This is a genomic window from Nonomuraea sp. NPDC052634 (assembly GCF_040678535.1).
Classification (GTDB): Bacteria; Actinomycetota; Actinomycetes; order Streptosporangiales; family Streptosporangiaceae; genus Nonomuraea; species Nonomuraea fastidiosa.
In genome coordinates, this window is record NZ_JBFATY010000003.1 from 82066 (window position 1) to 105754 (window position 23689).

At 71.2% G+C, this 23689-nt stretch carries 23 protein-coding genes; 16 read left to right on the forward strand and 7 right to left on the reverse strand.

What is annotated here, in order from left to right:
- Window positions 1-34: 34 nt before the first annotated feature.
- A complete protein-coding gene (locus AB0K67_RS16380; RefSeq protein WP_364059809.1) occupies window positions 35-214 on the forward strand; it encodes a hypothetical protein in 180 nt (59 codons plus the stop codon).
- Between the two features lie 4 nt (window positions 215-218).
- Here the strand turns inward: AB0K67_RS16380 and AB0K67_RS16385 are convergent, their stop codons facing one another.
- The 3 genes from AB0K67_RS16385 to AB0K67_RS16395 form a co-directional block, all read right to left on the reverse strand.
- Complete coding sequence (locus AB0K67_RS16385; RefSeq protein ID WP_364059812.1) at window positions 219-1148, reverse strand: carbohydrate ABC transporter permease; 930 nt, start codon at window positions 1146-1148, stop codon at window positions 219-221.
- Window positions 1145-2185 carry an ABC transporter permease subunit gene (locus AB0K67_RS16390; RefSeq protein ID WP_364059815.1) on the reverse strand — a complete coding sequence of 347 codons (1041 nt, stop codon included), beginning with the start codon at window positions 2183-2185 and terminating at the stop codon, window positions 1145-1147. Before AB0K67_RS16390 ends, AB0K67_RS16385 begins: the two co-directional genes overlap by 4 nt.
- A gap of 71 nt (window positions 2186-2256) precedes the next feature.
- Window positions 2257-3900 carry an extracellular solute-binding protein gene (locus AB0K67_RS16395; RefSeq protein WP_364059818.1) on the reverse strand — a complete coding sequence of 548 codons (1644 nt, stop codon included), beginning with the start codon at window positions 3898-3900 and terminating at the stop codon, window positions 2257-2259.
- A 274-nt stretch (window positions 3901-4174) separates the two neighbouring features.
- Here AB0K67_RS16395 and AB0K67_RS16400 point away from each other — a divergent pair, with 274 nt between their 5' ends.
- From AB0K67_RS16400 to AB0K67_RS16450, 11 genes are all read left to right on the forward strand, one after another.
- A complete protein-coding gene (locus tag AB0K67_RS16400; protein WP_364059821.1) occupies window positions 4175-5380 on the forward strand; it encodes an ROK family transcriptional regulator in 1206 nt (401 codons plus the stop codon).
- Window positions 5381-5478: 98 nt separating this feature from the next.
- The gene (locus AB0K67_RS16405) at window positions 5479-8268 is read left to right on the forward strand and encodes a glycoside hydrolase family 3 C-terminal domain-containing protein (protein WP_364059824.1); all 2790 of its coding nucleotides are present in this window, start codon (window positions 5479-5481) and stop codon (window positions 8266-8268) included.
- On the forward strand, window positions 8265-9269 hold the full coding sequence (locus tag AB0K67_RS16410) for a LacI family DNA-binding transcriptional regulator (protein ID WP_364059827.1): 1005 nt from the start codon (window positions 8265-8267) through the stop codon (window positions 9267-9269). The genes AB0K67_RS16405 and AB0K67_RS16410 overlap by 4 nt, the downstream gene beginning before the upstream one ends.
- Window positions 9270-9437: 168 nt before the next feature.
- Window positions 9438-9854, forward strand: a complete 417-nt coding sequence (gene gvpJ / locus AB0K67_RS16415; RefSeq protein ID WP_364059830.1) for a gas vesicle protein GvpJ — start codon at window positions 9438-9440, stop codon at window positions 9852-9854.
- Window positions 9855-9870: 16 nt separating this feature from the next.
- Window positions 9871-10665 carry a GvpL/GvpF family gas vesicle protein gene (locus AB0K67_RS16420; protein WP_364059833.1) on the forward strand — a complete coding sequence of 265 codons (795 nt, stop codon included), beginning with the start codon at window positions 9871-9873 and terminating at the stop codon, window positions 10663-10665.
- Window positions 10666-10678: 13 nt separating this feature from the next.
- Window positions 10679-10903: a gas vesicle protein GvpG gene (locus AB0K67_RS16425; protein WP_364059836.1), complete on the forward strand. Its 225-nt coding sequence runs from the start codon at window positions 10679-10681 to the stop codon at window positions 10901-10903.
- 6 nt (window positions 10904-10909) lie between these two features.
- The gene (gvpO, locus tag AB0K67_RS16430) at window positions 10910-11257 is read left to right on the forward strand and encodes a gas vesicle protein GvpO (RefSeq protein ID WP_364059839.1); all 348 of its coding nucleotides are present in this window, start codon (window positions 10910-10912) and stop codon (window positions 11255-11257) included.
- Window position 11258: 1 nt separating this feature from the next.
- A complete protein-coding gene (gene gvpJ / locus AB0K67_RS16435) occupies window positions 11259-11591 on the forward strand; it encodes a gas vesicle protein GvpJ (protein WP_364059842.1) in 333 nt (110 codons plus the stop codon).
- Window positions 11584-12519 carry a GvpL/GvpF family gas vesicle protein gene (locus AB0K67_RS16440; protein ID WP_364059845.1) on the forward strand — a complete coding sequence of 312 codons (936 nt, stop codon included), beginning with the start codon at window positions 11584-11586 and terminating at the stop codon, window positions 12517-12519. Before gvpJ (AB0K67_RS16435) ends, AB0K67_RS16440 begins: the two co-directional genes overlap by 8 nt.
- A gap of 28 nt (window positions 12520-12547) precedes the next feature.
- Window positions 12548-12739 (forward strand): gas vesicle protein, encoded by a 192-nt coding sequence (locus AB0K67_RS16445; RefSeq protein ID WP_364059848.1) that lies wholly within the window; start codon window positions 12548-12550, stop codon window positions 12737-12739.
- A gap of 8 nt (window positions 12740-12747) precedes the next feature.
- Window positions 12748-13032: a gas vesicle protein K gene (locus AB0K67_RS16450; protein WP_364059851.1), complete on the forward strand. Its 285-nt coding sequence runs from the start codon at window positions 12748-12750 to the stop codon at window positions 13030-13032.
- Between the two features lie 124 nt (window positions 13033-13156).
- Here AB0K67_RS16450 and AB0K67_RS16455 read toward each other — a convergent pair whose 3' ends face one another.
- Window positions 13157-13687, reverse strand: coding sequence for a GNAT family N-acetyltransferase (locus AB0K67_RS16455; protein WP_364059854.1), 531 nt, complete (start codon window positions 13685-13687; stop codon window positions 13157-13159).
- 158 nt (window positions 13688-13845) lie between these two features.
- Between AB0K67_RS16455 and AB0K67_RS16460 the strand changes: the two genes are divergently transcribed.
- Window positions 13846-14256, forward strand: coding sequence for a VOC family protein (locus AB0K67_RS16460; protein ID WP_364059857.1), 411 nt, complete (start codon window positions 13846-13848; stop codon window positions 14254-14256).
- Window positions 14257-14527: 271 nt separating this feature from the next.
- Here the strand turns inward: AB0K67_RS16460 and AB0K67_RS16465 are convergent, their stop codons facing one another.
- Together AB0K67_RS16465 and AB0K67_RS16470 are read right to left on the reverse strand one after the other, a co-directional pair.
- Window positions 14528-15898 (reverse strand): hypothetical protein, encoded by a 1371-nt coding sequence (locus tag AB0K67_RS16465; protein WP_364059860.1) that lies wholly within the window; start codon window positions 15896-15898, stop codon window positions 14528-14530.
- Window positions 15899-16101: 203 nt separating this feature from the next.
- Window positions 16102-17850, reverse strand: a complete 1749-nt coding sequence (locus tag AB0K67_RS16470) for a biotin carboxylase N-terminal domain-containing protein (protein WP_364059863.1) — start codon at window positions 17848-17850, stop codon at window positions 16102-16104.
- Between the two features lie 270 nt (window positions 17851-18120).
- Between AB0K67_RS16470 and AB0K67_RS16475 the strand changes: the two genes are divergently transcribed.
- From AB0K67_RS16475 to AB0K67_RS16485, 3 genes are all read left to right on the forward strand, one after another.
- Complete coding sequence (locus tag AB0K67_RS16475; protein ID WP_364059866.1) at window positions 18121-18393, forward strand: WXG100 family type VII secretion target; 273 nt, start codon at window positions 18121-18123, stop codon at window positions 18391-18393.
- 144 nt (window positions 18394-18537) lie between these two features.
- On the forward strand, window positions 18538-19680 hold the full coding sequence (gene mycP, locus AB0K67_RS16480) for a type VII secretion-associated serine protease mycosin (protein ID WP_364059869.1): 1143 nt from the start codon (window positions 18538-18540) through the stop codon (window positions 19678-19680).
- 232 nt (window positions 19681-19912) lie between these two features.
- The gene (locus AB0K67_RS16485) at window positions 19913-22468 is read left to right on the forward strand and encodes a protein kinase (protein ID WP_364059872.1); all 2556 of its coding nucleotides are present in this window, start codon (window positions 19913-19915) and stop codon (window positions 22466-22468) included.
- Window positions 22469-22567: 99 nt separating this feature from the next.
- On the opposite strand, the gene AB0K67_RS16490 is transcribed toward AB0K67_RS16485, so the two are convergent.
- Window positions 22568-23671 carry a transglycosylase SLT domain-containing protein gene (locus AB0K67_RS16490; protein ID WP_364059875.1) on the reverse strand — a complete coding sequence of 368 codons (1104 nt, stop codon included), beginning with the start codon at window positions 23669-23671 and terminating at the stop codon, window positions 22568-22570.
- Window positions 23672-23689: the final 18 nt, after the last annotated feature.

Consider the following 23689-nt stretch of genomic DNA (forward strand, 5'->3'; position numbering starts at 1 on the left):
GAAGATTTCGCCCCGCCCCTGAAGGGACGTCGCCGTGTTCTACCGCAAGCCGATCGAGGAGCGCATCGCCGAGCGTCAGGCCAAGCTGCGCCCCCTGAAGGAGGGCAAGCACTTCGAGCACGGCCCGGCGAAGTTCGTGTTCATCTCGCTGATCACGATCGTGGTGCTCGTGCACTTCGTCGGCCTGGCCATCGTCATGCACTTCTATTCGTGAGTGCTCACCCCTTGACCGCGCCCACGATCACCCCCTTGGTGAAGTGGCGCTGCACCAGCGGATAGAGGATCAGCGCGGGGATGACGGCGATCACCACGATGGCCATCTTGATGGCGAGGGTGGGCGGCGCGTCCCCGGTCACGCCGGCGGTGGCGGCCGGCAGCGGGTTGGAGTCGACCACGTACTGCCGCAGGATCAGCGCGAGCGGCCACTTGCGCGTGTCGTCGATGTAGAGCATCGCGTTGAACCACGCGTTCCAGTAGCCGACCGCGTAGAACATCGCCACGACCGCCGTGACCGCCTTCGACATGGGCAGCACGATGCGGAAGAGGATGCGGAACTCGCCCGCCCCGTCGATGCGGGCGCTGTCCAGGATCTCCTTCGGGATGTTCATGAAGAACGAGCGCAGCACCACCACGTTGAACGCCGACACCGCCGTCGGCAGGATCAGCGACCAGTAGCTGTCCTTCAGCCCCAGCCCGCTGACCATCAGGTAGACGGGGATGATGCCGGGGAAGAAGACGAACATCAGCAGGATGCTGAACAGCAGCGGCCGGTGCAGGAACGAGCCGGGCCGCGACAGCGAGTACGCCCCCAGCACGCTCACCCCGGCGCTGATGAGCGTCCCGACGATGGTCACGCCGGTGCTGACCAGGATCGCCCGGCTGACCACCGTGTCGGAGAAGATCTGCCGGTACGCCTCGAACGTGATGCCGTCGGGCACCAGCACGAGCCCGCCGGCCTCGGTCACCGTCTTCGCCGAGCTGAGGCTGGTGAGCACGATCGTGTAGAGGGGGCCGAGCACGGCCACCAGGATCAGCGTGATCAGCGTGCCCTTGCCGAGCCGCCCGGCCGCCGACGGGGGCTCCTCCCAGGGCGCCAGCCGGGACGGGCGCCGCCCGCCGCGCCGGCGCGAGAGCGTCGAAGCCGTCATGATCGCGAATACACTCCTCGTTCACCCATGGCGTGCGCCACCCGGTTGGCCGCGAGAATCAGCAGCAGCCCCACCAGGCCCTTGAACAGCCCGGCCGCGGCGCCGTACCCCAGGTCGCCGGTACGCAGGCCGGACCAGTACACGAACGTGTCGAACACCTCGGACGCCTCGCTGCCGACCGCGCTGCGCTGCAGCATGAACTGCTCGAAGCCGACGTTGAGCGCGTCGCCGAGCCGCAGGATCAGCAGCAGCACGATCACCGGGCGCAGGCCGGGCAGCGTGATGTGCCACATCCGGCGCCAGCGGCGGGCGCCGTCCACGGCGGCGGCCTCGTACAGGTGCGGGTCGATGGTGCTGAGCGCGGCCAGGAAGATGATCGCGCCCCAGCCGGCGTCCTTCCAGATCGTCTGCGAGGTGATGAGCAGGATGAACGTGTCGGAGTTCGTCATCCAGTCCACGCCCTCGTACCCGTGCTCGCGCAGGATCTGCGCGAGCAGGCCGGCGCCGCCGAACATCTGCTGGAAGATGGCGATGACCAGCACCCAGGAGAAGAAGAACGGCATGTAGACGACGCCCTGCACGAACGCCCGCAGCCGGGCCGAGACGATGCTGTTCAGCAGCAGCGCGAGCAGGATCGGCACGGGGAAGTAGAAGACGAGCTGGAACGCCGTGATCGACAGGGTGTTGGCGATCGCGCGCAGGAACTGCGGATCCTCGAAGAGCAGCGCGAAGTTCGTGAAGCCGATGACGGGGCTGCCGAGGATGCCGTCGGTGTACGGGTTGTAGTCCTGGAAGGCGATGACGTTGCCGAGCGCCGGGATCCACCAGAAGGCGACCACGATGAGCAGCATCGGCAGGTTCATCACCAGGAGCGGCCAGTCCCTGCGCAGCTTGGCCCGCCAGGTCAGCCCCGGTGCCTCGTGGGCGGGCGCGCGGCGGCGCCGCGGCTTCTTGATCGTCGCCGTGCCGCCGCCCGCGCCCGCGGCCCCGCCCGTGCTCGTGCCCGTGGCCGCGCCTGTGCTCGTGTCCGTGCTCATGCCCGCGTTCGTGCTCTCGCCGGTCCCTGTGCCGATCTCTGTGCCTGTCTCTGGACCCGTTCGTGGCGCCGTCACAGCCGCCCGTTCTCGCGCGCGACCTTCATGTAGAACTCGCGCGCCTCGTTACCGCCCTGCTCCTGCCACTCCTTGAGGATCTTCGGCCACTCGGAGACCGGCCGCTTGCCGCGGAAGATCTCCTGCATCTTGTCCTCGGTGGGCGTGGCCATGCCGGCCATCTTCGACGGCGTCTCCACGCGGATGCCGACGAACGGGTCGTTCTCCAGGATCTTGGACGCCTTGGTCTGCCAGTCCCACAGGGACTGCACGAGCCCGTCGTACTGGCTCATCGCGTTGGCGTTGGGGCGGCCGGACAGGAACAGGTAGGTCGGTGCGACCTCCTTGCGGCCGAGCGCGGTCTGCTTGACCTGGCCGTTCACGACGTTGTAGTGCTTGCCCTCGACGCCGTTGTAGCACAGCTCGTACTCCTGGGTGCCGAACGGCCCGGAGGCCCAGTTCGACAGCGCGAGCAGCTCGCGGGTGCGGGCGTCGCCGAGGCCCTTCTTGATGAAGACGAACATGCTGGCGGGCTCGTTGCGCCACATGATGAGCCGCCCGCCGGGCTTCGCCGGGTACGGGTCGACGATCTGCATGTCGAAGTCGGGGTTGTCGGCCTGGAAGCGGCCGAGCGCCTCGTGCCAGGCGCCGAGGCCGTCGCGGTAGATGACGATCTCGCCGCTGCCGAAGATCGCCTTGTTGTCGGCGTCCTTGTTGGCCACGACGTCCGGGTGAACGTAACCGGCCTCGAACAGCTTGGTGACGAACTCGATGTGGGCGGCGAACTCCTCGGTCTCGTACTTGTACTCCAGCGTGCCGTCGCTCTTCTTGCGCCACTCGCGCGGCACGCCGAACGCCCGCTGGACCTCCTGCTCCATGCCGCCGCCGAACGCCCAGCGCTTGTCCTTCGGCGAGGTGATGGCCTTGCCGAGCGTGACCAGGTCGTCGGCGCTCTTGGGGTGTTCGAGGCCGAGCTTCTTCATGATGTCCTCGCGGACGAACGTGGCGAACGGGTACGGGTCGTTCTGCCATGGGATGCCCTGCAGCACGCCGCCGAAGACGCCGTACTGCCAGGCGGCGGTGTCGTAGTTGGCCAGCAGCGGGAACTCCTTGGCCTTGTCGCCGGCCAGGTACGGGGACAGGTCGGCGAACAGCTTGTTGGCCGCCTCGGTGAAGTGGCCGATCTTGGTCAGCTCCCACTGCGGGATCATCACCATCTCCGGCACGTCGCCGCTGGCCAGGACGGTGCTGAGCTTGTCACCGTAGGTGTTGCCGTCGGAGATGTTGAAGCGGACGACGCCGCCGAGGCGCTTGTTGACCTCGTCGTAGTAGGAGTTGCTGCCGAGCCCTGGCGGCACCGTGCCCCACAGCGGCGTCATCGCCGTCACCTCCTTGCCGCTGGTGAGCGGCGGGGTGGTGACGGCCTGCACCATCTCGGCCGGTCGCTTGAGGAAGCCAGGCTGCACGAACTCGGACCCGGGCAGGTCCGGCTTCAGCCCGGGGATCTCGTACGGCACCCGCGTCGGCACGAGGCTCGACAGCTTGTCGGCGGCGACGGCCGTGCCCTTGGGCGCCTGCCTCTTCTCGGCGCAGCCCGCCACCAGGACGCTTGCGCCGACCAGGCCGAGGAAACCGCGGCGGGTCGGGTTGGGTGTCGGCATGACTGGGTCCCTCCTCGGGGTGGGATGGGCCTCAGGGCGCGGAACGCCGCTGCCCGCGGTGGACCGCAGGCCGCGCCCCACCTACAATTAGTTGGTATTTCGACCAAACAAATTAGTAGAGTGTGACTGCAGCCACAAGGGATCGCGACGGTCACAGGTTGGTGCCGATGAGCAACCCGCATGACGAAGCGCCGGAGCCGCCGCTCTCCGGTTGGTGGAGAAAGCCGGCGATGCGGCATGCTGGGATCACTTCTTGGCGGGAACGGGGCTGATATTGATCACTTCCACGACCGGCCCTCAGCCGGCCGACTTCGCCGACGTACGGGCCACCAACCTGGCGGTCGTGCTGCGCTTCGTCCGTGAGCACGCGCCGTGCTCGCGCGCCGACATCGCGGCCTCCACCGGGCTGAACAAGGCGACCGTCTCCAGCCTGGTCGCCGACCTCATCGACCGCCGGCTGGTCCGCGAGACCGGGCTGACGGAGAACCGTGTCGGCCGGCCGGCCACGATGCTCGTGCTCGACGGCTCACCCTACGCGGCCATCGGGGTCGAGATCGGCGTCGACACCGTCTCGGCCATCGCCACCGACCTCGCGGGCGGGCGGCTGCTGACCTGGCGGCGGGCGTTCTCGGGCGGCGACTCGGTCAGCCAGAGCGTGGCCGGCGTCGGCGCGATCATCCGGCGCGTGGTCAACCGCATGGCCAAGGAGGAGCGCCAGGTGCTCGGCCTGGCCGTGGCCGTGCCGGGCCTGGTCGACGTGCAGGGCACCGTACGCCTGGCGCCCAGCCTCGGCTGGCACGACGCCGACATCGGCGGCGACCTGGCCAAGGCGCTGCGCGATCCGGGCTTCCCCATCCAGGTGGACAACGAGGCCAACCTCGCGGCCCTGGCCGAGCAGCGCTTCGGCTCCCATGCGGGCGCCGCCGACCTGGTCTATCTCAGCGGCGGGCTCGGCGTGGGCGCCGGCATCATCCTCGACGGGCGGCTGCGCAGAGGCGGCCACGGCTACAGCGGCGAGATCGGCCACGTGCAGCTCGACCCCGACGGGCCCGCCTGCCACTGCGGCCGCCGCGGCTGCCTGGAGGCGGTGGCCGGCATCGGCGCCGTGCTGCGCAAGGACCTGTCACCGGCCGAGACTCAGGCCGAGATCGAGGAGGTCGTCCGCCAGGCGCGGGCCGGCGACCCCGGCACGCTCGCCCGGCTCGCCGCGGTCGGCGCGGGCCTGGGCCAGGGCGTGGCCATCCTGGCCAACCTGCTCGATCCCGCCGTGGTGATCCTCGGCGGCTACTACGTCCCGCTGGCGCCGTGGGTGCTGCCCGCCGTGCACGAGGAGCTGGGCCGGCGCGTGGTGGCGCCAGGCGGCCCGGAGGTGGTGGCCTCGACGCTCGGGCACGACGCGGCCGCGCTCGGGGGCGCGGCACGGGTGCTCGACTCGCTCGATTCCGGAAGATTGCCGGGAGGATTGTCGCAGACCTCTTGACCTCGGTCACGGGGACGTGCACCCTTCAGTCAATCCACCGAAATGTCCGCGTAACTTCCCCAGGCCGGTCGTCGAAGCGCTTCGACACTCTCAGAGGGATGATCATGCAAGAACCCCCCTTCCGCGACCCAGCGGTCCCCCTTCACGACCGGATCGACGACGTGCTGAGCAGGCTGACCATCGAAGAGAAGCTGGGCCTGCTGCACCAGTACCAGGCGCCGGTGGAGCGGCTGGGCATCGGCCCCTTCCGTACGGGCACCGAGGCGCTGCACGGGCTGGCCTGGCTCGGTCCCGCCACCGTCTTCCCGCAGGCCATCGGCCTGGCCTCGTCCTGGGACCCCGACCTGCTGCACCGGGTGGGCGCGGCGACCGGCGACGAGGTGCTGGCCTTCCACCACAAGGACCCGGCGGGCGCCGGGCGCAACGTGTGGGCGCCGGTGGTCAACCCGCTGCGCGACCCGAGGTGGGGGCGGAACGAGGAGGGCTACTCCGAGGATCCGTGGCTGACCTCTCTGCTGGCCACGGCGTACGCCCGCGGCTTGAATGGGAGCGCTCCCGACGCTGATGGGCCCCCGGCCGTGCTCAAGACCGCGCCCACGCTCAAGCACTTTCTCGCCTACAACAACGAGACCGACCGCTGCACCACCTCCAGCAACCTGCCGCCCAGGGTGCTGCACGAGTACGAGCTGCCGGCCTTCCGCGGGCCCATCGAGTCGGGCGCGGCGGTGGCGGTCATGCCGTCGTACAACCTGGTCAACGGGCGGCCCGCGCACCTCAGCCCGCTCATCGGGCAGGTGCTGCGCGCCTGGGCGCCGGGCGATCTGCTGGTGGTCAGCGACGCGTACGCGCCGGGCAACCTCACCGGCCTGCAGGGCTACTACGACGCGCTGCCCGAGGCGTACGCGCACGCGGTCAAGGCGGGGCTGGACAGCTTCACCCAGGACGACGACCGCGCGCAGGCCACGCTCGGCCACCTGCGCGCCGCGCTCGACCAGGGGCTGCTCACCGAGCGGGACATCGACGAGGCCGCCAGGCACGCCCTGGCCATCAGGTTCAGGCTCGGCGAGTTCGACCCGGCCACGCCGTACGACGACATCACCGACAGCGTGGTGAACTGCCCCGAGCACCGGGCGCTGGCCAGGGAGGCGGCGCGGCGCTCGTTCGTGCTGCTGGAGAACGACGGGCTGCTGCCGTTGCGCGACGTCCGCAAGATCGCGGTGCTCGGGCAGCTCGGCGACACGCTGATGGAGGACTGGTACAGCGGCACGCTGCCGTACGCCGTCACCGCCCGCGCCGGGCTGGCCGAGCGGTGCGAGACCGTGTTCTGCGAGGCGGTGGACCGGGTGACGCTGACCGCCGAGGCGGGTCCCGTCGCCGCCGACCCGGCGGGCGGGCCGCTCACCGTGGGCGCGTCCGAAGCGGGACTGTTCGACGTCTTCGACTGGGGCGGCGGCTCGTACGCGCTGCGCGCCGTGGTCACCGGCAGGTTCGTCTCCGTGGACGGCACCACCCTGGTCAACGACCAGCCGGGGCCGAACGGGTGGGAGGTGCGCCAGACGTTCCGCATGGAGGAGCGGCCGCGCGGCATGCTCGCCCTGCGCCACATCGCGACCGGCAGCTACGTCGGCGCGGGCGACGACGGCGTGCTGCGCCTGGTGGACGACGCCGACCAGGCGCTCTGGCTGACCATGGACGTGGTCAGGAGCGGCGCCGCCGAGGCCGCGAAGCTGGCCGCGGAGGCCGACGTCGCGGTCGTGGTGGCCGGTGACCACCCGCTGGTCAACGGCCGCGAGACCGAGGACCGCAGCACGCTGGCGCTGGCCCCCGCACAGGACGCCGTCGTACGCGCGGTGCGCGCGGCCAACCCGCGCACCGTCCTCGTCCTCACCAGCGGCTACCCGCTCACCTGGACCGCCCGCGACCTGCCCGCCGTGCTCTGGTCGGCGCACGGCGGCCAGGAGTACGGCCACGCGCTGGCCGAGGTGCTGTTCGGCGACGCCGACCCCGAGGGCCGGCTGACCCAGACCTGGTACCGCTCGGAACACGAGCTGCCCGACCTGCTCGACTACGACATCGTCACCTCCGACGCCACCTACCAGTACTTCCGCGGCGTCCCCCTGCACCCGTTCGGCCACGGGCTGAGCTACACCACGTTCGGCTACAGCGGGCTGCGCGTCCGCCTCGACGGCGACGAGCTGCGGGCCGAGGTGACGGTCACCAACACCGGGTCGCGGCCCGGCGTCGAGGTCGTGCAGTTCTACACCCACCAGCAGCGCTCCCGGGTCAAGCAGCCGCTGCGCCGGTTGCGCGGGTTCGAGAAGGTACGCCTGGAGCCGGGCGAGAGCCGGACCGTGGAGCTGCGGCTGCCGGTCTCCGAGCTGGCGTTCTGGGACGTGACCAGGGGCAGGTTCGTCGTCGAGCGCGCGCCGCACCGGCTCATGGTCGGCCGCAGCGCCACCGACCTGCGGCTGAGCGCGGGCTTCGAGGTCGAGGGCGAGGACATCCCGCCGCAGCGCGGGCCCCTGCGCGCGGCCTGCCACGACGCCTACGACGCGATCACGTTCGTGGACGAGAGCCGGCTGGACGGCGACGCCGTGCGCTCCGAGGCCGAGGGCGCCTGGATCCTGTTCCGCGAGGTCGATCTGACCGGTGCCACCACGTGTGTGGTCACGGCGGGCAGCACGGAGGGCGGCGTGATCACCGTACGGCTCGGCGACCCGCTGCACGGCCGGGAGCTGGCCGCCTTCCCCGTGCCCCGCACCGGCCGGTACGAGCATCACGCCATTCCGGCCTCCCTCGAAGCCGTGGACGGGGTGCACGATCTGTATGTGGTGTTCGAGAACGAAGGCGTGACGCTGACAGTGATCGACTTAGGAGCCGAGGCTTGAGCGGGCGCACGGTCACCATCGCGGAGGTGGCCAAGCACGCGGGCGTGGCCGTGAGCACGGTGTCGTACGTGCTGAGCGGCAAGCGCACGATCTCGGCCGACACCCGCAAGCGGGTGCTCGACAGCGTCCGCGCCCTGGGCTACCACCCCAACGCCGGCGCCCGCGCGCTGGCCAGCAAGCGCTCCAACGTGATCGCGCTCGTGCTGCCGCTGCGTGCCGGCATGCACGTGCCGGTGGCGATGCGGTTCGCCGGCGCGGTCGTGACCGCGGCCCGTCGCTACGACCATGACGTGCTGCTGCTGACCGCCGACGAGGGCACCGCGGGCATCCGCAGGGTGGCCGCGAGCGCGCTGGTGGACGCCTTGATCCTGATGGACGTCGAGCTGGACGACACGCGGGTGCCGCTGCTGCGCGAGCTGCCCGAGCCGAGCGTGCTCATCGGCTTCCCCGCCGAGCCGGCCGGGCTGACCTGCGTCGACCTCGACTTCGCGGCGGCCGGCGCGCGCTGCGTCGAGCACCTGGCCGAGCGCGGGCACGAGGAGATCGCGCTGCTCGGCGCCCCCTCCGTCGTGTACGACCGGGGCACCGGCTTCGCCACCCGTACCCGCGAGGGCTTCGTGGAGGCGCTGGAGACGCACGGCGTCCAGGGCGTCGCGCTGCCCTGCGAGGAGACGTTCGACGAGGTGTACGAGACGGTCCGCGACCTGCTGCTCGACCACCCCGGCCTGTCGGGTCTCGTCGTGCACAACGAGTCGGCGGTGGGTCACGTGCTGGCCGCGCTGCGCCAGCTCGGCCGCCGGGTGCCGGACGACGTGGCGGTGGTGGCGATCTGCCCCGACGACGTCGCCGAGCGGGCCAGCCCGCCGTTGAGCTCGGTGCTGATCCCGGCCGAGGAGGTGGGCAGGGAGGCGGTGCGGCTGCTGATGGACAAGCTGGAGGGCCGTGGCGTGCCCGACTCGACGCTGCTCGCGCCGCAGCTCGTCGTACGCGCGAGCACCTGAGCTCTCAGGTGCCGGCGTCTGTGAGATAAACACCCTCCGGGCTCAAGAATCGCGGTGCGTCACCGCTCGTAAGCGAGGCGCACCCCAAATCTGTCCGGTTTTCAGTCATATGTGGTTCCGTGTCGGTTTCATCGGGCAGGCCGGGTGAGGCGGAGGGAGAACCACACAATGACTACGTCTGTGCAACCGGCGTCGGCCGGGCAGGGCGGCGGGCGGGGACCCACCGGCCTCGCCGACGTCATCGACACGATCCTCGACCGAGGGCTCGTGATCGATGCCTACGTCCGGGTGTCCCTCGTCGGCATCGAGATCCTGACCATCGACGCGCGCGTCGTCGTGGCGAGCGTGGACACGTATCTGCGCTTCGCCGAGGCCGCCAACCGGCTCGACCTGTCGCAGACCGAGCAGAGCCTGCCCGAGGCCGTCGGCACGGTCACCGGCGCGGTCGGCCAGGACAAGTCCAAGGACGTCATCCAGGGCATGGTCGAGGGCGGCGACGAGGAGCCGCGCGAGCTCGGCGGCTCGGACGAGGAACACCAGCGCAAGCAACCCCGGAGCGCCCCCACCAAGATGCGTTTCAAGTGAGAGGACAAGCAGCGCCATGGGACGCTCGACCAACGTCTCCGGGGCAGGCCAGGCCACCCAGGAGGCCCAGAACCTCGCGACCTACGTCTACGGCATCGTCCCCGCCGAGACCGAGGTGAGCCGCGACCAGAAGGGGCTGGGCGAGCCTCCGAGCGAGGTGCGGCTCATCACGCACCGCGACATCGCCGCCGTCGTCAGCGACGTGAACGTGGACCGGCCGCTCGGCAGGCCCGCCGACCTGCTCGCGCACGAGGAGCTGCTGGACGGCATGGCCGCCAAGGGGCCGGTGCTGCCGTTCCGGTTCGGCGCGGTGCTCTCCGGCACCGGCGCCGTCGTGGACGAGCTGCTCGGGCCGCACCACGACGACTTCCGCGCCGCGCTCGACGAGCTCACCGGCACCACCCAGTACGTCGTCAAGGGCCGCTACCAGGAGCGGGCCGTGCTCGCCGAGATCCTCGCCGAGAGCCCGGAGGCCGCCTCGCTGCGCGAGGCCATCCGCGGCACCTCCGAGGACGCCACCCGCAACGAGCGGATCAGGCTCGGCGAGATCATCACCGCCTCCGTCGAGGCCAAGCGCGACATGGACACCCGCCTGCTGCTCGACGGCCTGACCGGCCACTACCTGCAGGCGTCGCTGCGGGAGCCGTCGCACGAATGGGACGCCGCGCACGTCGCCCTGCTCGTCAAGGCCGATAAGAGCAAGGAGCTCGAGCAGGCGCTGAAGGAGTTCGGCGAGCGCTGGACCGACCGGGTCGATCTGCGGCTGCTCGGCCCGATGGCTCCGTACGACTTCGTCATCGCGCAGGCGTGAGGGGGTGCGCCGCGTGGGCCTGATCTCCCTGATCTTCACCTGGCCGCTGGCGCCGATGCGCGGCCTGGTCCGGCTGGCCGAGATGATTCAGGACCAGGCCGAGCGCGAGCTGCGCGACCCCGCGGCCGTGCGCAGGCGGCTTGAGGCGATCGAGGCGGCCAGGCAGGCCGGCCAGATCTCGGAGGAAGAGGAACGCCGGGCCGTCGAAGAGGTCCTGCGCCTGGCGACGGGGAGGTGAGCCGGGGTGAGCGCCAAGCGGCCCGCCTCAGGCAGGTACGTAGTGGAGACCGAGGAGCAGGACTTCGAATCGGAGGAGCCCGAGGTGGGGGAGCTGGACGCCGCCGCGGCGGGCGGCGCGGGCCTGCGCCTCATCTCCGAGCTGACCAGGAAAGAGCCCGAGGGCATCACCTCGGTCATGCCCGCCGACGACGGCTGGCTGGTCGAGGTCGAGATCGTCGAGGACCGCCGCATCCCGTCGTCGGGCGACATGCTCGCCGTCTACCGGGTGGAGATGGATAAGGGGGGCAGCTTGCTGTCATATCGGAGAATCCGCCGCTACCGGCGGTCGAACGCCGACTTCGGGGAGGCGTGACATGGTGGCCTCATCCGGTCCGGTCGTCCGCCCCTCGTACGGTGCTGGACCCAGCAACCGCGAGCCCGCCAACCTCGGCGACATCCTGGAGCGCGTGCTCGACCGGGGCATCGTCATCGCCGGGGACATCCGGGTCAACCTGCTGGACATCGAGCTGCTCACGATCAAGCTGCGGCTGCTGATCGCGTCCGTGGACACCGCCAGGGAGCTGGGCATCGACTGGTGGGCGCACGACCCCTGGCTCTCCGGCCGGGACCGCGAGCTGGTCGAGGAGAACCGCAGGCTGCGCCGCCGCCTGGCCATCGCCGAGGGACGGGAGGCGGACCATGGCTGACGGCACGTACCTGTACGCGGTGGCCCGCGAGCCGCTGCCGGTCGGCGAGATCCTTTCCGGCGTGTCGGGGGCGCCGGTGCGGACCATCGTCCACGACGGGCTCGTGGCGTACGTGAGCACGGTGCCGCTCGACAGCTTCGGCGAGGAGCCGCTGCGGCGCTCCCTGGAGGATCTGGACTGGCTGGCCGAGACCGCCCGCGCCCACCACCGCGTGGTCGACGCGGTCGCCGCCGTCACCACCACCGCGCCGGTCCGGCTCGTCACCGTCTACGCGGGCGACGACCAGGTGGTGGACCTGCTGGAACGGCGCGGGGATGCGTTCCAGCGGGTGCTGTCCCACGTGACGGGCCGCCAGGAATGGGGCGTCAAGGTCTACACCGCCGCGCCCGAACCCGCCGTGCCCGAACCCGCCGCGGCCGAGCTCACCGCGGTCGGCCGCCCGGCGACGGGCCCGACTGCGCGCGCCGCCGCCGCGACGGACGCCTCCGAACGGGCAGGCTCCGGCGCCGCCGTGTCGTCCGGCGGGGCGGCCGTGGAGGAGGACCGGCGCGACCGGGACGGTGAGGCGCGTGCGGCGCGGTGCCGGAACGGCGATGAACGGGAATCGCGGCCGGGGCGGGCGTACCTGGAGCGGCGGCGGGCGAGCCTGCGCGGTCGTGAGCAGCTCCGTGCGCAGGCGCTGCGCCGCGCCGACCACATCCACCGCACGCTGTCGGCCCTGGCCGCCGACGGCTGCCGCCACCGCCCCCAGGACCCGCGCCTGTCCGGCCGTAACGACTGGATGCTGCTGAACGGCGCGTACCTGGTGGACGAGGCGCGCGCCGCGGAGTTCACCGAGCTGGCGGGCACGCTGGGCGGCGACGGCGTCGAGGTCAGGCTGACCGGCCCGTGGGCGCCGTACTCGTTCACGGTCATGGAGACGGCGTGATCCGCGACAGCGCGGCTGGGGAGGCGTGATGCGGGACGTGGTGGCGCTGGAGCAGCTCCCCCCTGAGCGGATCGCGCTGGTGGACCTGCTGGACCGGCTGCTCGCCGGCGGCGTGGTGCTGACCGGCGACCTCGTGCTGTCCATCGCCGACATCGACCTCGTCCGCATCTCGCTGAACGCCGTCATCGCCTCGGTCGACGAGCTGGAAGGGAGCCTGTGACGGTCACCATGGAGGCACCATGCCGGCGCATCACCGCCGACCCTGAGACGGTCGAGCGCGACCTGTCCCGCCTCGTCCTCACCATCATCGAGCTGGTCCGCCAGCTCGTGGAGCGCCAGTGCGTACGCCGCATGGAGGAGGGCAGCCTGACGGACGAGCAGATCGAGACGCTCGGCGTCACGCTGATGCGCTTGGAGGAGGCCATGGCCGACCTGTGCGAGCGCTTCGACCTCACGCCCGAGGACCTCAACCTCGACCTCGGCCCCCTGGGCACCCTCCTTCCCACGACCTGACGATCCGCAGGCGGGCGATGCGGCGTCCCAGCAGCGAGGCGAGCCCGGGTGGCGCCCTTCGCGCGTCCAGCCGCGCTCGCTCACCGCCACCCGTGGTCGAGCAGCAGCACCCGGGCCGGCTCTCTCATGTCATCTCCACCGTGAGGGCCCAGCGCTCATGGTCGCGCCAGGCGCCGTCGATGAACTGGAATCTCGGCGAGAAGCCCTCCCGCTGGAACCCGACCCGCTTGATCAGGTTGATCGAGGCGGTGTTGCGCGGCTGGATGTTCGCCTCCAGCCGGTGCAGCTCCATCTCGCCGAACGCGTGCCTCACCAGCAGCCGCAGGCCCTCCGTCATGTAGCCGCGGCCGGTCGTCGAGGCGAACGCGCAGTAGCCGATGGTGCCGCTCTGGTGCGTGCCCCTGATGATGTCGTTGACGTTGACCCGGCCGACGATCGCGCCCGTGTCGCGCCGGCAGATCAGGAAACCCTCGTTCGCCGGCCCGTCGAACCTGGACAGGTAGCTCACGAAAGCCTCGTACGTGACGATGGGCGGGCCCGGCATCCAGCGGGCGAGCATCTCGGCGCTCTCCCTGTGCAGGGCCGTCAGCTCCTCGTAGTCCTGCAGGCACAGGTAGCGCAGCGCCACCCGCTCACCCTCGGCAAGATAGATCACATCCGCCATTCTGCAGGCCACCCCCGACAGCGCCAGGCCGTTTTGTCCCGTACGACCGGAAACGGCGCCGCGAACGGCAGCGGCGCGCCGGCACGGTGATCGTGAAGCGGTCAGCTTTGAAGAAGCCTCCCCGGGGCGGCGCCTCCTAGCGTGGCGGCATGACTCTCGCACTTCAGTACTGTCACATCACCGTGGACGACATGGACGAGGCGATCGCCTTCTACCGCGACGCGCTCGGCTTCAAGGTCACCGGCGACAACGGGCCCGGGCAGCAGCGCTGGGTGAGCCTGTCCGACCCGGTGCACGGCGGGCCCGAGCTGGTGCTCTCCAGCCCGTACGCGGGCCGCTCCCAGGAGGACGGCGACGCGCTGCGCGAACTGCTCGTCAAGGGCGTCCTGCCGATGATCGTCTTCAGTAGTGACGACCTCGACGCCGACTTCGAGCGCGTCCGCGCCACCGGCGCCGAAGTCCTCCAGGAGCCCATCGACCGCCCCTACGGCGTCCGCGACGCCGCCTTCCGCGACCCCGCCGGCAACACGGTCCGCTTCCACCAGCCACTCAAGCGGTAACTGAGGCCGGGGCCAGGCCGAGGACGTCTGAGTGCGATCCGCCGGCCGACCCGTCACGCACGACCTCCCGGCCTTCCGCAACGCTGCCGGCAAGACGGTGTGCTCCACCGGCGATTCGTGCGGCGTCTACGGTTCGACCCGCCGCCCGAAGTGTCGGCTCGCCGCCTGGAGCGTCGGTCCGCCGCAGCCCGAAGTGTGCCGGCACGGGGAAGCCCCGGCTCAGGCGAACCTGAACCGGGGCTTCTCTGTCGTGCTCTAGGACCCGGGCGGATTACCAGTCGCCGCCGCCGAAGTCTCCGCCGCCGAAGTCGCCTCCGCCGCCGAAGTCACCCCAGCCGCCGCCGCCGAAGTCGCCGCCACCGCCGAAGTCACCGCCGGCGTCGGCGTAACCCTCGGCGTAACCGGCGCCGTAGCCGCCCATGCCCCAGCCGCCGCTCAGCATGCTGCCCATCATGGTGCCGATGAACATGCCGGTCATGATGTCGCCGAAGCCGCCGTAGTAGCCGTAGGCGTAGGGCTGGTAGGCCGGGCCCGCGTCGTAGTAGGGCCGGCGCTGGCCGTCGACCATGACCTCGCGCATCTGCGGGTCGAAGCCGCGCTCGACCGCCTCGGCGTCCATCTTGCAGGCGGGCACGTCGCGGACGGTGCCACCGGGCGGAGCCCAGCGGACGTCGCGGACGGACGGGCCGTGCTGCGGGTTGAAGAAGCAGGGCGCCCGGCGCTCGGGCACCGGCTCGTTGTTGACCTTGGCCTTGACCACCGCGAGCGCGTAACGGCCGTCTTCGAGCGTCTGGGTGACCTCACGGATCTGCTCGGCCCGCTGCACGCCGGCGAGCTGGGTCTTCGACTTCTCGTACGCGTCGAGCGCCGTCTGCCACTCGTCGATGTGCTTGCCGCCCTCACCGGCCAGCTTGACGTCGGTGTCGAGGGCGGTGATCTCCTCGCCGAGCTTGGTGACGTCCTCCTCGACGGTCTGCTTGACCGCCTCCAGCTCCTTGGCCTCCTGGATGGCCCGCTTCTTCTTCTGCTTGCTGGAGTAGAGGAAGTAGCCGCCACCGCCGACGAGGACCAGCGCGCCGAGTGCGATCAGCGCTCCGGTGCCGCCGGAGCCGGGGTCGGCCTGGCTGCCGCTGTCGAGCGCCGAACGGTCGCCCTTGGCGGCCATGTCGACGCGGTTGGCGAAGTCCTTCATGCCGGCCACGACGTCGCCCGAGTTGGCGTTGACGGCGAGGTTGGCCAGCTCACCGGCGACACCGGTGCGCAGGGCGCTCGAACCGGCGAAAAGGGTCGTGCCGTCGAGGACGGCGATGGTCGCACGAGGACGTCCCGCCTTGCTCAACGCGGAGCTGAGCTGGCTCATGTAAGTCCTGACATTGGACTGGTCAATCGTGCCATCGGGCAGCGCCACAGCGTAGATCTTGGTGTCAGCGTCCTTGAGCGCGTCGTTGATCTCACTCTCCTGGCCGGACGACAAGGATGAGCCGGCCACCACATAAAGCGGCGCCTTCTTCCAGTTGGACACGACGGTGTCGGCATCCGGGGGAGCCGCCGCGTTGGCGGCAGGGGAAAGCGCAAGAACGACGATAAGACCGGCGATCAGAGCCGCGAACGCGGCCCCTGCTCGGCGCAGCGAATGGGTCATGGGCAGCAAGCCTCCTTCGCCCTTGAGGACGAATGGGCGGTCGGCAAAGTTCCTCAAGAGGCACGCTACCCGTCCGGAGCCGCGCAGGAGCGCTCCGTGGCGCAACAGCCTGGCACCGGTTGGGTCCGGGCAGGGTCGATCCCCGGCCAAACCCTCCGCCGGGGGACGCTCTCCGTGGAAGCCGTGGAGTCCCGTACGTACGGTCAGGAGTCCTTGATCTCGCAGATCGTCTCGCCCGAGCTGACCGTCTGCCCGACCGCCGCCGTCAGCCCGGTGACCGTGCCGGACTTGTGGGCGGCCAGCGGCTGCTCCATCTTCATGGCCTCCAGGACCACGACGGTGTCGCCCTCGTTCACCGTGTCACCGTCGTTCGCCACGACCTTGACGATCGTGCCCTGCATGGGGCTGACCAGCGCGTCGCCGCCGGCCGCGGGCTTCTTCGCGCCTCCGCCGGCGCGCCTCGGCGCCTTGGCGCGGGCGGCCGGCGCGGGTGCGGACGCGCCGAGCCCGGCGGGCAGCACGACCTCCAGCCGCTTGCCGCCCACCTCGACCGTCACGGTCTCCTTGGGGGTCTCCTCGGCGGTCGCGACGTCCCCTTCGTACGGGGCCACCGTGTTCTCCCACTCCGTCTCGATCCACCGCGTGTGCACCGAGAACGGCTCGGAGGTGAACGCCGGGTCGGTGACCACGGCCCGGTGGAACGGCAGCACGGTCGGCATGCCGGTGATCTCGAACTCGGCGAGGGCCCTGCGGGCGCGTTCGAGCGCCTCCTGCCGCGTACGGCCGGTGACGATCAGCTTGGCCACCAGCGAGTCGAACGTCCCCGGCACCGTCATGCCCGCCTCGTAACCGGAGTCGAGCCGCACCCCGGGCCCGGACGGCGCGCGCAGCGTGGTCAGCGTGCCGGGGGAGGGCAGGAAGCCGCGGCCGGCGTCCTCGGCGTTGATGCGGAACTCGATGGAGTGGCCGCGCAGCGCCGGGTCGTCGTAGCCGAGCGGCTCGCCGTCGGCGATGCGGAACATCTCGCGTACGAGGTCGATGCCCGCGACCTCCTCGGTGACGGGGTGCTCGACCTGGAGCCGGGTGTTGACCTCCAGGAAGGAGATGGTGCCGTCCTGGCCGACGAGGAACTCGCAGGTGCCGGCCCCGACGTAGCCCGCCTCCTTCAGGATGGCCTTGGAGCTGGAGTAGAGGACGTCGAGCTGGGCGTCGGTGAGGAACGGCGCGGGCGCCTCCTCCACCAGCTTCTGGTGGCGGCGCTGCAGCGAGCAGTCGCGGGTGCTCACCACGACGACGTTGCCGTGGGCGTCGGCCAGGCACTGGGTCTCGACGTGGCGGGGCCGGTCGAGGTAGCGCTCGACGAAGCACTCGCCGCGCCCGAACGCGGCCACCGCCTCGCGGACGGCCGACTCGTACAGCTCGGCGACCTCCTCCATCCTGCGGGCGACCTTGATGCCGCGCCCGCCGCCGCCGTACGCGGCCTTGATGGCGATCGGCAGGCCGTGCTCCTCGGCGAACGCCAGCACCTCGGCGACCCCGCTCACCGGGTCCTTGGTGCCCGCGACCAGCGGCGCGCCGACCTTCTGCGCGATGTGCCTGGCCTGCACCTTGTCGCCGAGCGCGGCGATCGCGGCGGGCGGCGGGCCGATCCAGATGAGACCGGCGTCGATGACGGCCTGGGCGAAGCCGGCGTTCTCGGCGAGGAATCCGTAGCCGGGGTGGACGGCGTCGGCACCGCTGCGGCGTGCGATGTCGAGGAGCTTGCCCGCGTCGAGGTAGGTCTCGGCAGGGGTGCGCCCGCCGAGGGCGTACGCCTCGTCGGCGACTTTGGCGTGCAGGGCGTCGAGGTCCTGGTCGGCGTAGACGGCCACGCTGGTGATGCCTGCGTCCTTGCACGCGCGTGCCACCCGCACGGCGATCTCGCCGCGATTGGCGATCAGAACCTTCCGCACCGGCTCTCGTCCTTCCTGCTAGGTTCGGCGGCCCCTGCGTGCGCGCCGTCGTTCGCGTCGAGCATCCTGCCCCGGGACGCGCCCGGCTCAGGCGTCCGGGAGCAGACCCTGTCGCCGCTGGTCATCCCGGCTTCCTGAAGGTGCGGGCGGTATCCCATGAGATCCGAGCATTCCTCGGGTAGACCATAGCCGCTTGGCATATCTCCGGCGACGGGCGGTGGCCTTTCCTTAGGGTGAGGGCGCTTTCACAGGTTCCCCAGGAGGGTATGCATGAGCCAGAGCATGTTCGGCGGCGACCTCGCGGAAATGCAGCAGATGTCCAGCCAGTTCACGCAGCAGTCGGAGGCGGTCCGCACCACCATGACCGCGCTCGACCGTGAGGCCGCGAAGGTCGGCACCGCGTGGACGGGCCCCGGGGCGCAGCGCTTCCAGCAGGCATGGCAGAACTACCGCACGGCATTCCAGCGGATGACGGAGGAGCTGCAGGAGGCGGCTCGGGTCATCGGGACCTACCGGCAGAACATCGAGTCCGCCACGAAATGATCAACGCAAGAGGCCCTGGCGAAGTGGCCGGGGCTTCTTGCCGTTCGCGGAACCGGATCTGAATTCGGCTTGATCGTTTTGTGCCGATCGGATACCGGCTGAACGTAGCTTTGCGGCGAATCGGGCGGGCTACCCTTTTTCTCCATGATTGGTCGCGCCCTCCTGGCCAGCATGCTCGCCCTGCAGGCTCCGCTCGTTCCCGCCGTCGCGGCCCCCGACCGGTGCAACCCGCCCAGGGGCACGGTCGAGGTCGGCGAGTCCTGGGCACAGAAGCGGCTCGACCCCAAACGCGTCTGGTCGCTGTCCACCGGTGCGAACGTCACCGTCGCGGTCATCGACACCGGCGTCGATCTCACCCATCCGCAGCTCCGCCTGGCCGGCAAGGCCGACCTCGTCGGCTCCGGCTACAACGACTGCGTCGGCCACGGCACCGCCGTCGCGGGCATCATCGGCGCCCAGTACGTCAGGGGCGTGCTGTTCCACGGCATGGCCCCCGGAGTGCGGCTGCTGTCGTACAAGTTCACCGACTCCGAGACCGACGGCAAGACCGAGCTCCTGATCAAGGGCATCAAGGCCGCCGCCGACCAGGGCGCCAAGGTCATCAACGTGTCGAGCAAGACCCTCGACCACCCCGCGCTCGAAGCGGCCGTACGGTACGCGCTCGCCAAGGACGCGGTCATCGTCGCCGCGGCCGGCAACGTATCCCGCAGGGACGGCACGCCCTCGCCCGCCTATCCGGCCAGCTACGACGGCGTGCTCGCGGTGGGCGCGGCGGGGCCGGACGGCGCCCTGAGCGAGTTCTCCAACAAAGAGACGCCCGTGTCGGTGCTCGGGCCGGGCCAGAACCTCGTCTCGACCTGGCCCGGCCGTTCCTACTTCAAGGGGCTCGACGGTACGAGCTACGCGGCGCCGTACGTGGCGGGCGTCGTCGCGCTCGTCAGGGCCCGCTATCCCACGCTCGACCAGGCGCAGGTACGCCGGCGCATCATCGCCACCGCCGACGGCGCCACCGGCGCGGGCAAGGGGGCCGGCATGGTCAACCCGATGCAGGCGGTGAGCGCGGTCCTGCCGTTCGAGCCAGAGAACGCGCCCGTCGTCGCGCCGCCACCGCCGAGCCCGCTCCCGAGCAGCGCCGTCACCAAGGCCGCGCCCGTCGACCACAAGGCGATCGAGCTGGCCGTGGTCATCGCGGTCTGCGCGGTGGGGCTGGCGCTGCTGGTGCTGGCGTTGCGGGTGGTGGTTCCGATGGGGCGCAGGAGGGGATGGCGTCCCGGACGTTCGACGTGATCGCGAGTGGGGCGTACGGCTGAGGCGCGATCGGCGCGCTGGGCGAGGTGCCGTCAGGGCGCTGTTGCGGCCGCGATCCTCCGCATTACCGCGCTGAAGTTGTCGGCCTGATGACTGCGATTGCAAGAAAACGGCACTGCGTTTTGTTGACCAGCGTCCGAAACGCCTGATGCTGATGTGACGGATCTGGTTCAATGTGATCAATCATGCTTTGCTGGTGAAAGGTTCGGGCATGCACCCTTTGCGCCCTGGGGATCCAGAGCGGATCGGCGCTTTCAGCATTGTCGGGCTGCTGGGAGAGGGGCCGAGAGGGGAGGTCTTCCTCGGGCATGAGTCCGAGGACGCGCCCAAGGTCGCCATCAAGCTGCTCCCCGCCGAGCCTGACTCCGAGCGCGAGCTCGACCGGTACCTCGGGGTCAAGCGGGTCTCCAGCTCGTACGTGGCGAGAGTGCTCGACGCCGGTTACCTCGGCGACCGGCCGTACATCGTGCGCGAGTACGTCGAAGGCAAGAGCCTGGCCGAGACCGTCGCCGGCGGCGAGCCGCTGAAGGGCGACGCGCTCGAACGCGTGGCCGTCGGCGTACTGACTGCGCTGTCCGCCGTGCACCTCGCCGGCCTGGCGCACCGCGCCCTCACCCCGCACAACGTGATCCTCAGCCCCGACGGGCCGCGCGTCACCGACGCCGCCATCGGCGACCCCGCCGGCGACCCCGCCTACCAGGCTCCCGAGCAGCTCAAGGGCCTCGAGTACGGCCCCTACGCCGACGTCTTCGCCTGGGCCGCCACCATCGTGTACGCCGGCACCGGGCGCCCGCCGTTCGCCGACGAGGAAGCGACGCTGAACGGCGAGCCCGACGTGGCCATCGAGGCCGAGCCGCTGCGCCGGGTCCTGCTGTCGGCCCTGACCAAGGAGGTCGGGGACCGGCCGACCACGTACAGCGCGCTCATGCAGGTACTCGGCGACGTCCCCGCCCCGAACGGCTCGAAGCCGGCCTCGGCCGCCAAGCCCAAGTCCGCGTCTGCGGCGGCCGCCGGAGTCGCCGCGGATGCGACCAAGGCGGCCACCGCCAAGTCCCCCGAGTCCGCACCGAACGGGAAGCCGCCTGCGGCGAACGGGCCGGGGTCGCCTTCGGCGGGTCAGCCGGGGACGCCTGCGGCGAGTGGGGCGGAGGAGCCTGCGGCAAGCAAGCCGGGGACGCCTCCGGTCAGCGGGGCGCAGCAGCCTGCGGCCGCCAAGCCGGACGCGCCTGCGGCGAGTGGGGCGGAGGCGCCTGCGGCGGGTGGGCCGCAGCAGCCGCCTGCAGCCGGCAAGGGCAAGCCCGGCGCGGAGGCGCCCCAGCCGCCCGCGCCCCGGCCGGCCCCCGACGGCCCGCCGCTTGAGGGCGTGCCGATCGCCCGCCCCCCGATGCAGGGCATGCCTGCGCAGGGCCGGTACCAGGGTCCGCCGCACGGTCAGGGAGGCCCGATGCCGGTGCCGCCGCAGGGCCACCCGCAGGGTCCGCCGATGCCGCCGCACGTGCCCGCCCAGGCCGGTCCCCTTCAGGGGCCGCCGATGCAGGGCCCGCCGCCCCAGGGAGCGCAGCAGGGCCCGCCCATGCCGCCGATGCACGGCTCGCCCATGCAGGGCCCGCCGAACGTGCCGCCGCAGGCCGGGCCGGGCATGCCCGGCCCAGGCGGGCTGGAGCCGCACGTGCACGCCCAGGGCCATCAGGGCCATCCCGCCACGCCCGAGGCCACCATGTGGGGGCCGCCGGAGTCCGACCCGCCGCAGCCGCCCGCCCAGATCAGGATCGAAAAGCCCGGGTCGCCCGCTCCGCGCAGGGGGCTGCCGCTGGGGCTGATCGCGGGTGTCGCCACGGTGGCGCTGGTCTCCGCCGTGGGCCTGTGGGGCGCCAACCGGTACGTACGCCTCCAGCAGGTCGACCCGTCCCTGGTGGCGCAGCAGGCGAACAGCGACGCCATCCCCACGCCCACCGCCACCACGACGCCCCCTGCGCCGCAGAGCACCGGCGGCCCCGGGAACCCGCAGGCGACCGCCGAGGCCACCGTCCCGTGGGCGGCCAGCGGCGATCCCAACGACGTGGGCCCGCTCGTGCTGCCCACCGAGTGGTCGTCGGCCACGCCTGACGTGCCCGAGCTGACCTCGGCGCCGACCACCCCGGCCCCGCTGCCGTCGCAGCCGGTCACGATTCCGACGCAGCCGCCGGTGACGGTGACGCAGCGGGCACAGCCGACGAAGAAGCGTACGGCCACGCAGACGGCCAAGCCGCGGGCGACCGTCACCAAGACGGTGCAGCCGACGCCGACCAAGACCGTCACCCAGACGCCGACCAAGACGCCGACCAAGACGCCGACCAGGAAGCCGGTCCAGCCGACGCGGCAGCCTGAGCCCGAGCCGGAGCCGACCAGGACGACGGCCAAGCCGGCGCCGACGAAGACCACGGCGAAGCCGTCCACGCCGGTCAAGAACCCGTACACGGCCACGCAGGTGTGCGGCTCCGGGTTCTCGGTGCAGCGGTCGATCTCGTTCTCCGGCGGTGTGACGTACCAGCTCTGGAACAACAGCACCGGCCAGAACTGCGCGGTCACCATCAAGACGGCGGACGTCGGCAAGAGCACCCCGACCGGCGTCACGCTCGAGGCGCAGGGCGGCGGCACCCAGTCCGACAACGGCAACTTCGAGTACTACGCGGGGCCGGTGAAGGTGAGCGCCAAGGGCAAGTGCGTGCGCATCTCCGGTTACGTCGGCTCGGGCAGGTCGAGCAGCGACTGGGCCAACTGCAACTGACGCCACTCCTGACGGTGACGCCCCCTGGGCCGGTGAGCGACCGGCCCAGGGGGCGTCATGGTGTCCAGGGCGCGTCCCGTCGCCAGGAACACGCAGGGGTCAGTAGCCCACGTAGCCCAGGCCGTTCTTGGTGTTCACCACACCGGGCACGTTCGAGACGGACCCGTACCTGGCGATCGCGTACCGCACGCCCGCGATGATGTTGTCCACCGGGTCGTAGATGTTGCGATGCCCGTCCAGCGCGTACGCGTTGAACGTCGGGTCGATCGTCTGCATCAGCCCCTTGGACGGCGTGCCCCTGGCCGCGTTGGAGTCCCAGTTGTTGATGGCGTGCGGGTTCCCGCCGGACTCGTGCTGGATGATCAGCCAGATGTCGTTGACGTTCATCTTGGACGTCGGCACGCCCCTGGCGGCGAGGATCCTGACCGCCTCCTCGATCCACTCCCTGACCCGCTCGGGCGGCGCGGCGCCGCCGCCGGGAGGTGGCGGGCCGCTGGGCCCGTAACCGGAGAAGCCACCCGAGTGCCCAGCGGTGGTGACCGGCGCGCCCCGGCCGCCCTGCACGGAGACGCCGCCGTCGGGCCGGTAGTCGGGGTCGGCGACCCAGTCGAGGTTCGGGCCCTTCTCGGCGACGAACTCCTGCTTGGTGACGTCGGGGATGGCGCGGAAGGTCAGCTTGCGGTCGCGCAGGTGGCGATCGATGTCCTGCTTGGCCTTGGAGACGGCCGCCTCGGCCGAGTCCACCCACGGCTTGGCGTCCTTCTTGGCCCGCTCGACCAGCGCCGACAGCCCGCTGCGCATGTCCGCCTCGGTCGCGTCCGGATGATCGGCCAGGTAGCGGGTGCGGTAATTCGCGGCGTTCGTGTTGAGGTCGCGGCAGATGGAGGAGATCTCGGTGTGCGACTCGCGCAACGCGGAGGCGGCCTCGCCGAGTGAGGCGGCGCAGTCGCTCAGCGCCGACTTCAGGCTCTCCGCGGCCGTGCCGTACTCGCGCATGTACGAGTCGAACGCCTCCGCCGAGCGGCCGTTCCAGGCGTCCGCCACGTTCTGGACCGCCGACGCCAGCGCGCCTCCGAACTCTTGGACGTCGCCCGACGAGGTCCGCCACTGCGAGGCGATCGTGTCGATCGACCCCGGCGAGCCGGTCACCTTGCGCAGCATCTCGTCGAGCGCGGCGCCGCCGGGCAGGTGCCCGACGCTCACGGAATCACCCACGGCGTA

Coding starts and splice junctions, on each gene's coding strand:
- AB0K67_RS16465 (WP_364059860.1), bottom strand. CDS start 15,898: ATGACCCATTCGCTGCGCCGAGCAGGGGCCGCGTTCGCGGCTCTGATC.
- mycP (WP_364059869.1), top strand. CDS start 18,538: ATGATTGGTCGCGCCCTCCTGGCCAGCATGCTCGCCCTGCAGGCTCCG.
- AB0K67_RS16420 (WP_364059833.1), top strand. CDS start 9,871: ATGGGACGCTCGACCAACGTCTCCGGGGCAGGCCAGGCCACCCAGGAG.
- AB0K67_RS16475 (WP_364059866.1), top strand. CDS start 18,121: ATGAGCCAGAGCATGTTCGGCGGCGACCTCGCGGAAATGCAGCAGATG.
- AB0K67_RS16460 (WP_364059857.1), top strand. CDS start 13,846: ATGACTCTCGCACTTCAGTACTGTCACATCACCGTGGACGACATGGAC.
- AB0K67_RS16385 (WP_364059812.1), bottom strand. CDS start 1,148: ATGACGGCTTCGACGCTCTCGCGCCGGCGCGGCGGGCGGCGCCCGTCC.
- AB0K67_RS16440 (WP_364059845.1), top strand. CDS start 11,584: ATGGCTGACGGCACGTACCTGTACGCGGTGGCCCGCGAGCCGCTGCCG.
- AB0K67_RS16485 (WP_364059872.1), top strand. CDS start 19,913: ATGCACCCTTTGCGCCCTGGGGATCCAGAGCGGATCGGCGCTTTCAGC.
- gvpJ (WP_364059842.1), top strand. CDS start 11,259: ATGGTGGCCTCATCCGGTCCGGTCGTCCGCCCCTCGTACGGTGCTGGA.
- AB0K67_RS16405 (WP_364059824.1), top strand. CDS start 5,479: ATGATCATGCAAGAACCCCCCTTCCGCGACCCAGCGGTCCCCCTTCAC.
- AB0K67_RS16445 (WP_364059848.1), top strand. CDS start 12,548: ATGCGGGACGTGGTGGCGCTGGAGCAGCTCCCCCCTGAGCGGATCGCG.
- AB0K67_RS16390 (WP_364059815.1), bottom strand. CDS start 2,185: ATGAGCACGGACACGAGCACAGGCGCGGCCACGGGCACGAGCACGGGC.
- AB0K67_RS16395 (WP_364059818.1), bottom strand. CDS start 3,900: ATGCCGACACCCAACCCGACCCGCCGCGGTTTCCTCGGCCTGGTCGGC.
- AB0K67_RS16450 (WP_364059851.1), top strand. CDS start 12,748: ATGGAGGCACCATGCCGGCGCATCACCGCCGACCCTGAGACGGTCGAG.
- gvpJ (WP_364059830.1), top strand. CDS start 9,438: ATGACTACGTCTGTGCAACCGGCGTCGGCCGGGCAGGGCGGCGGGCGG.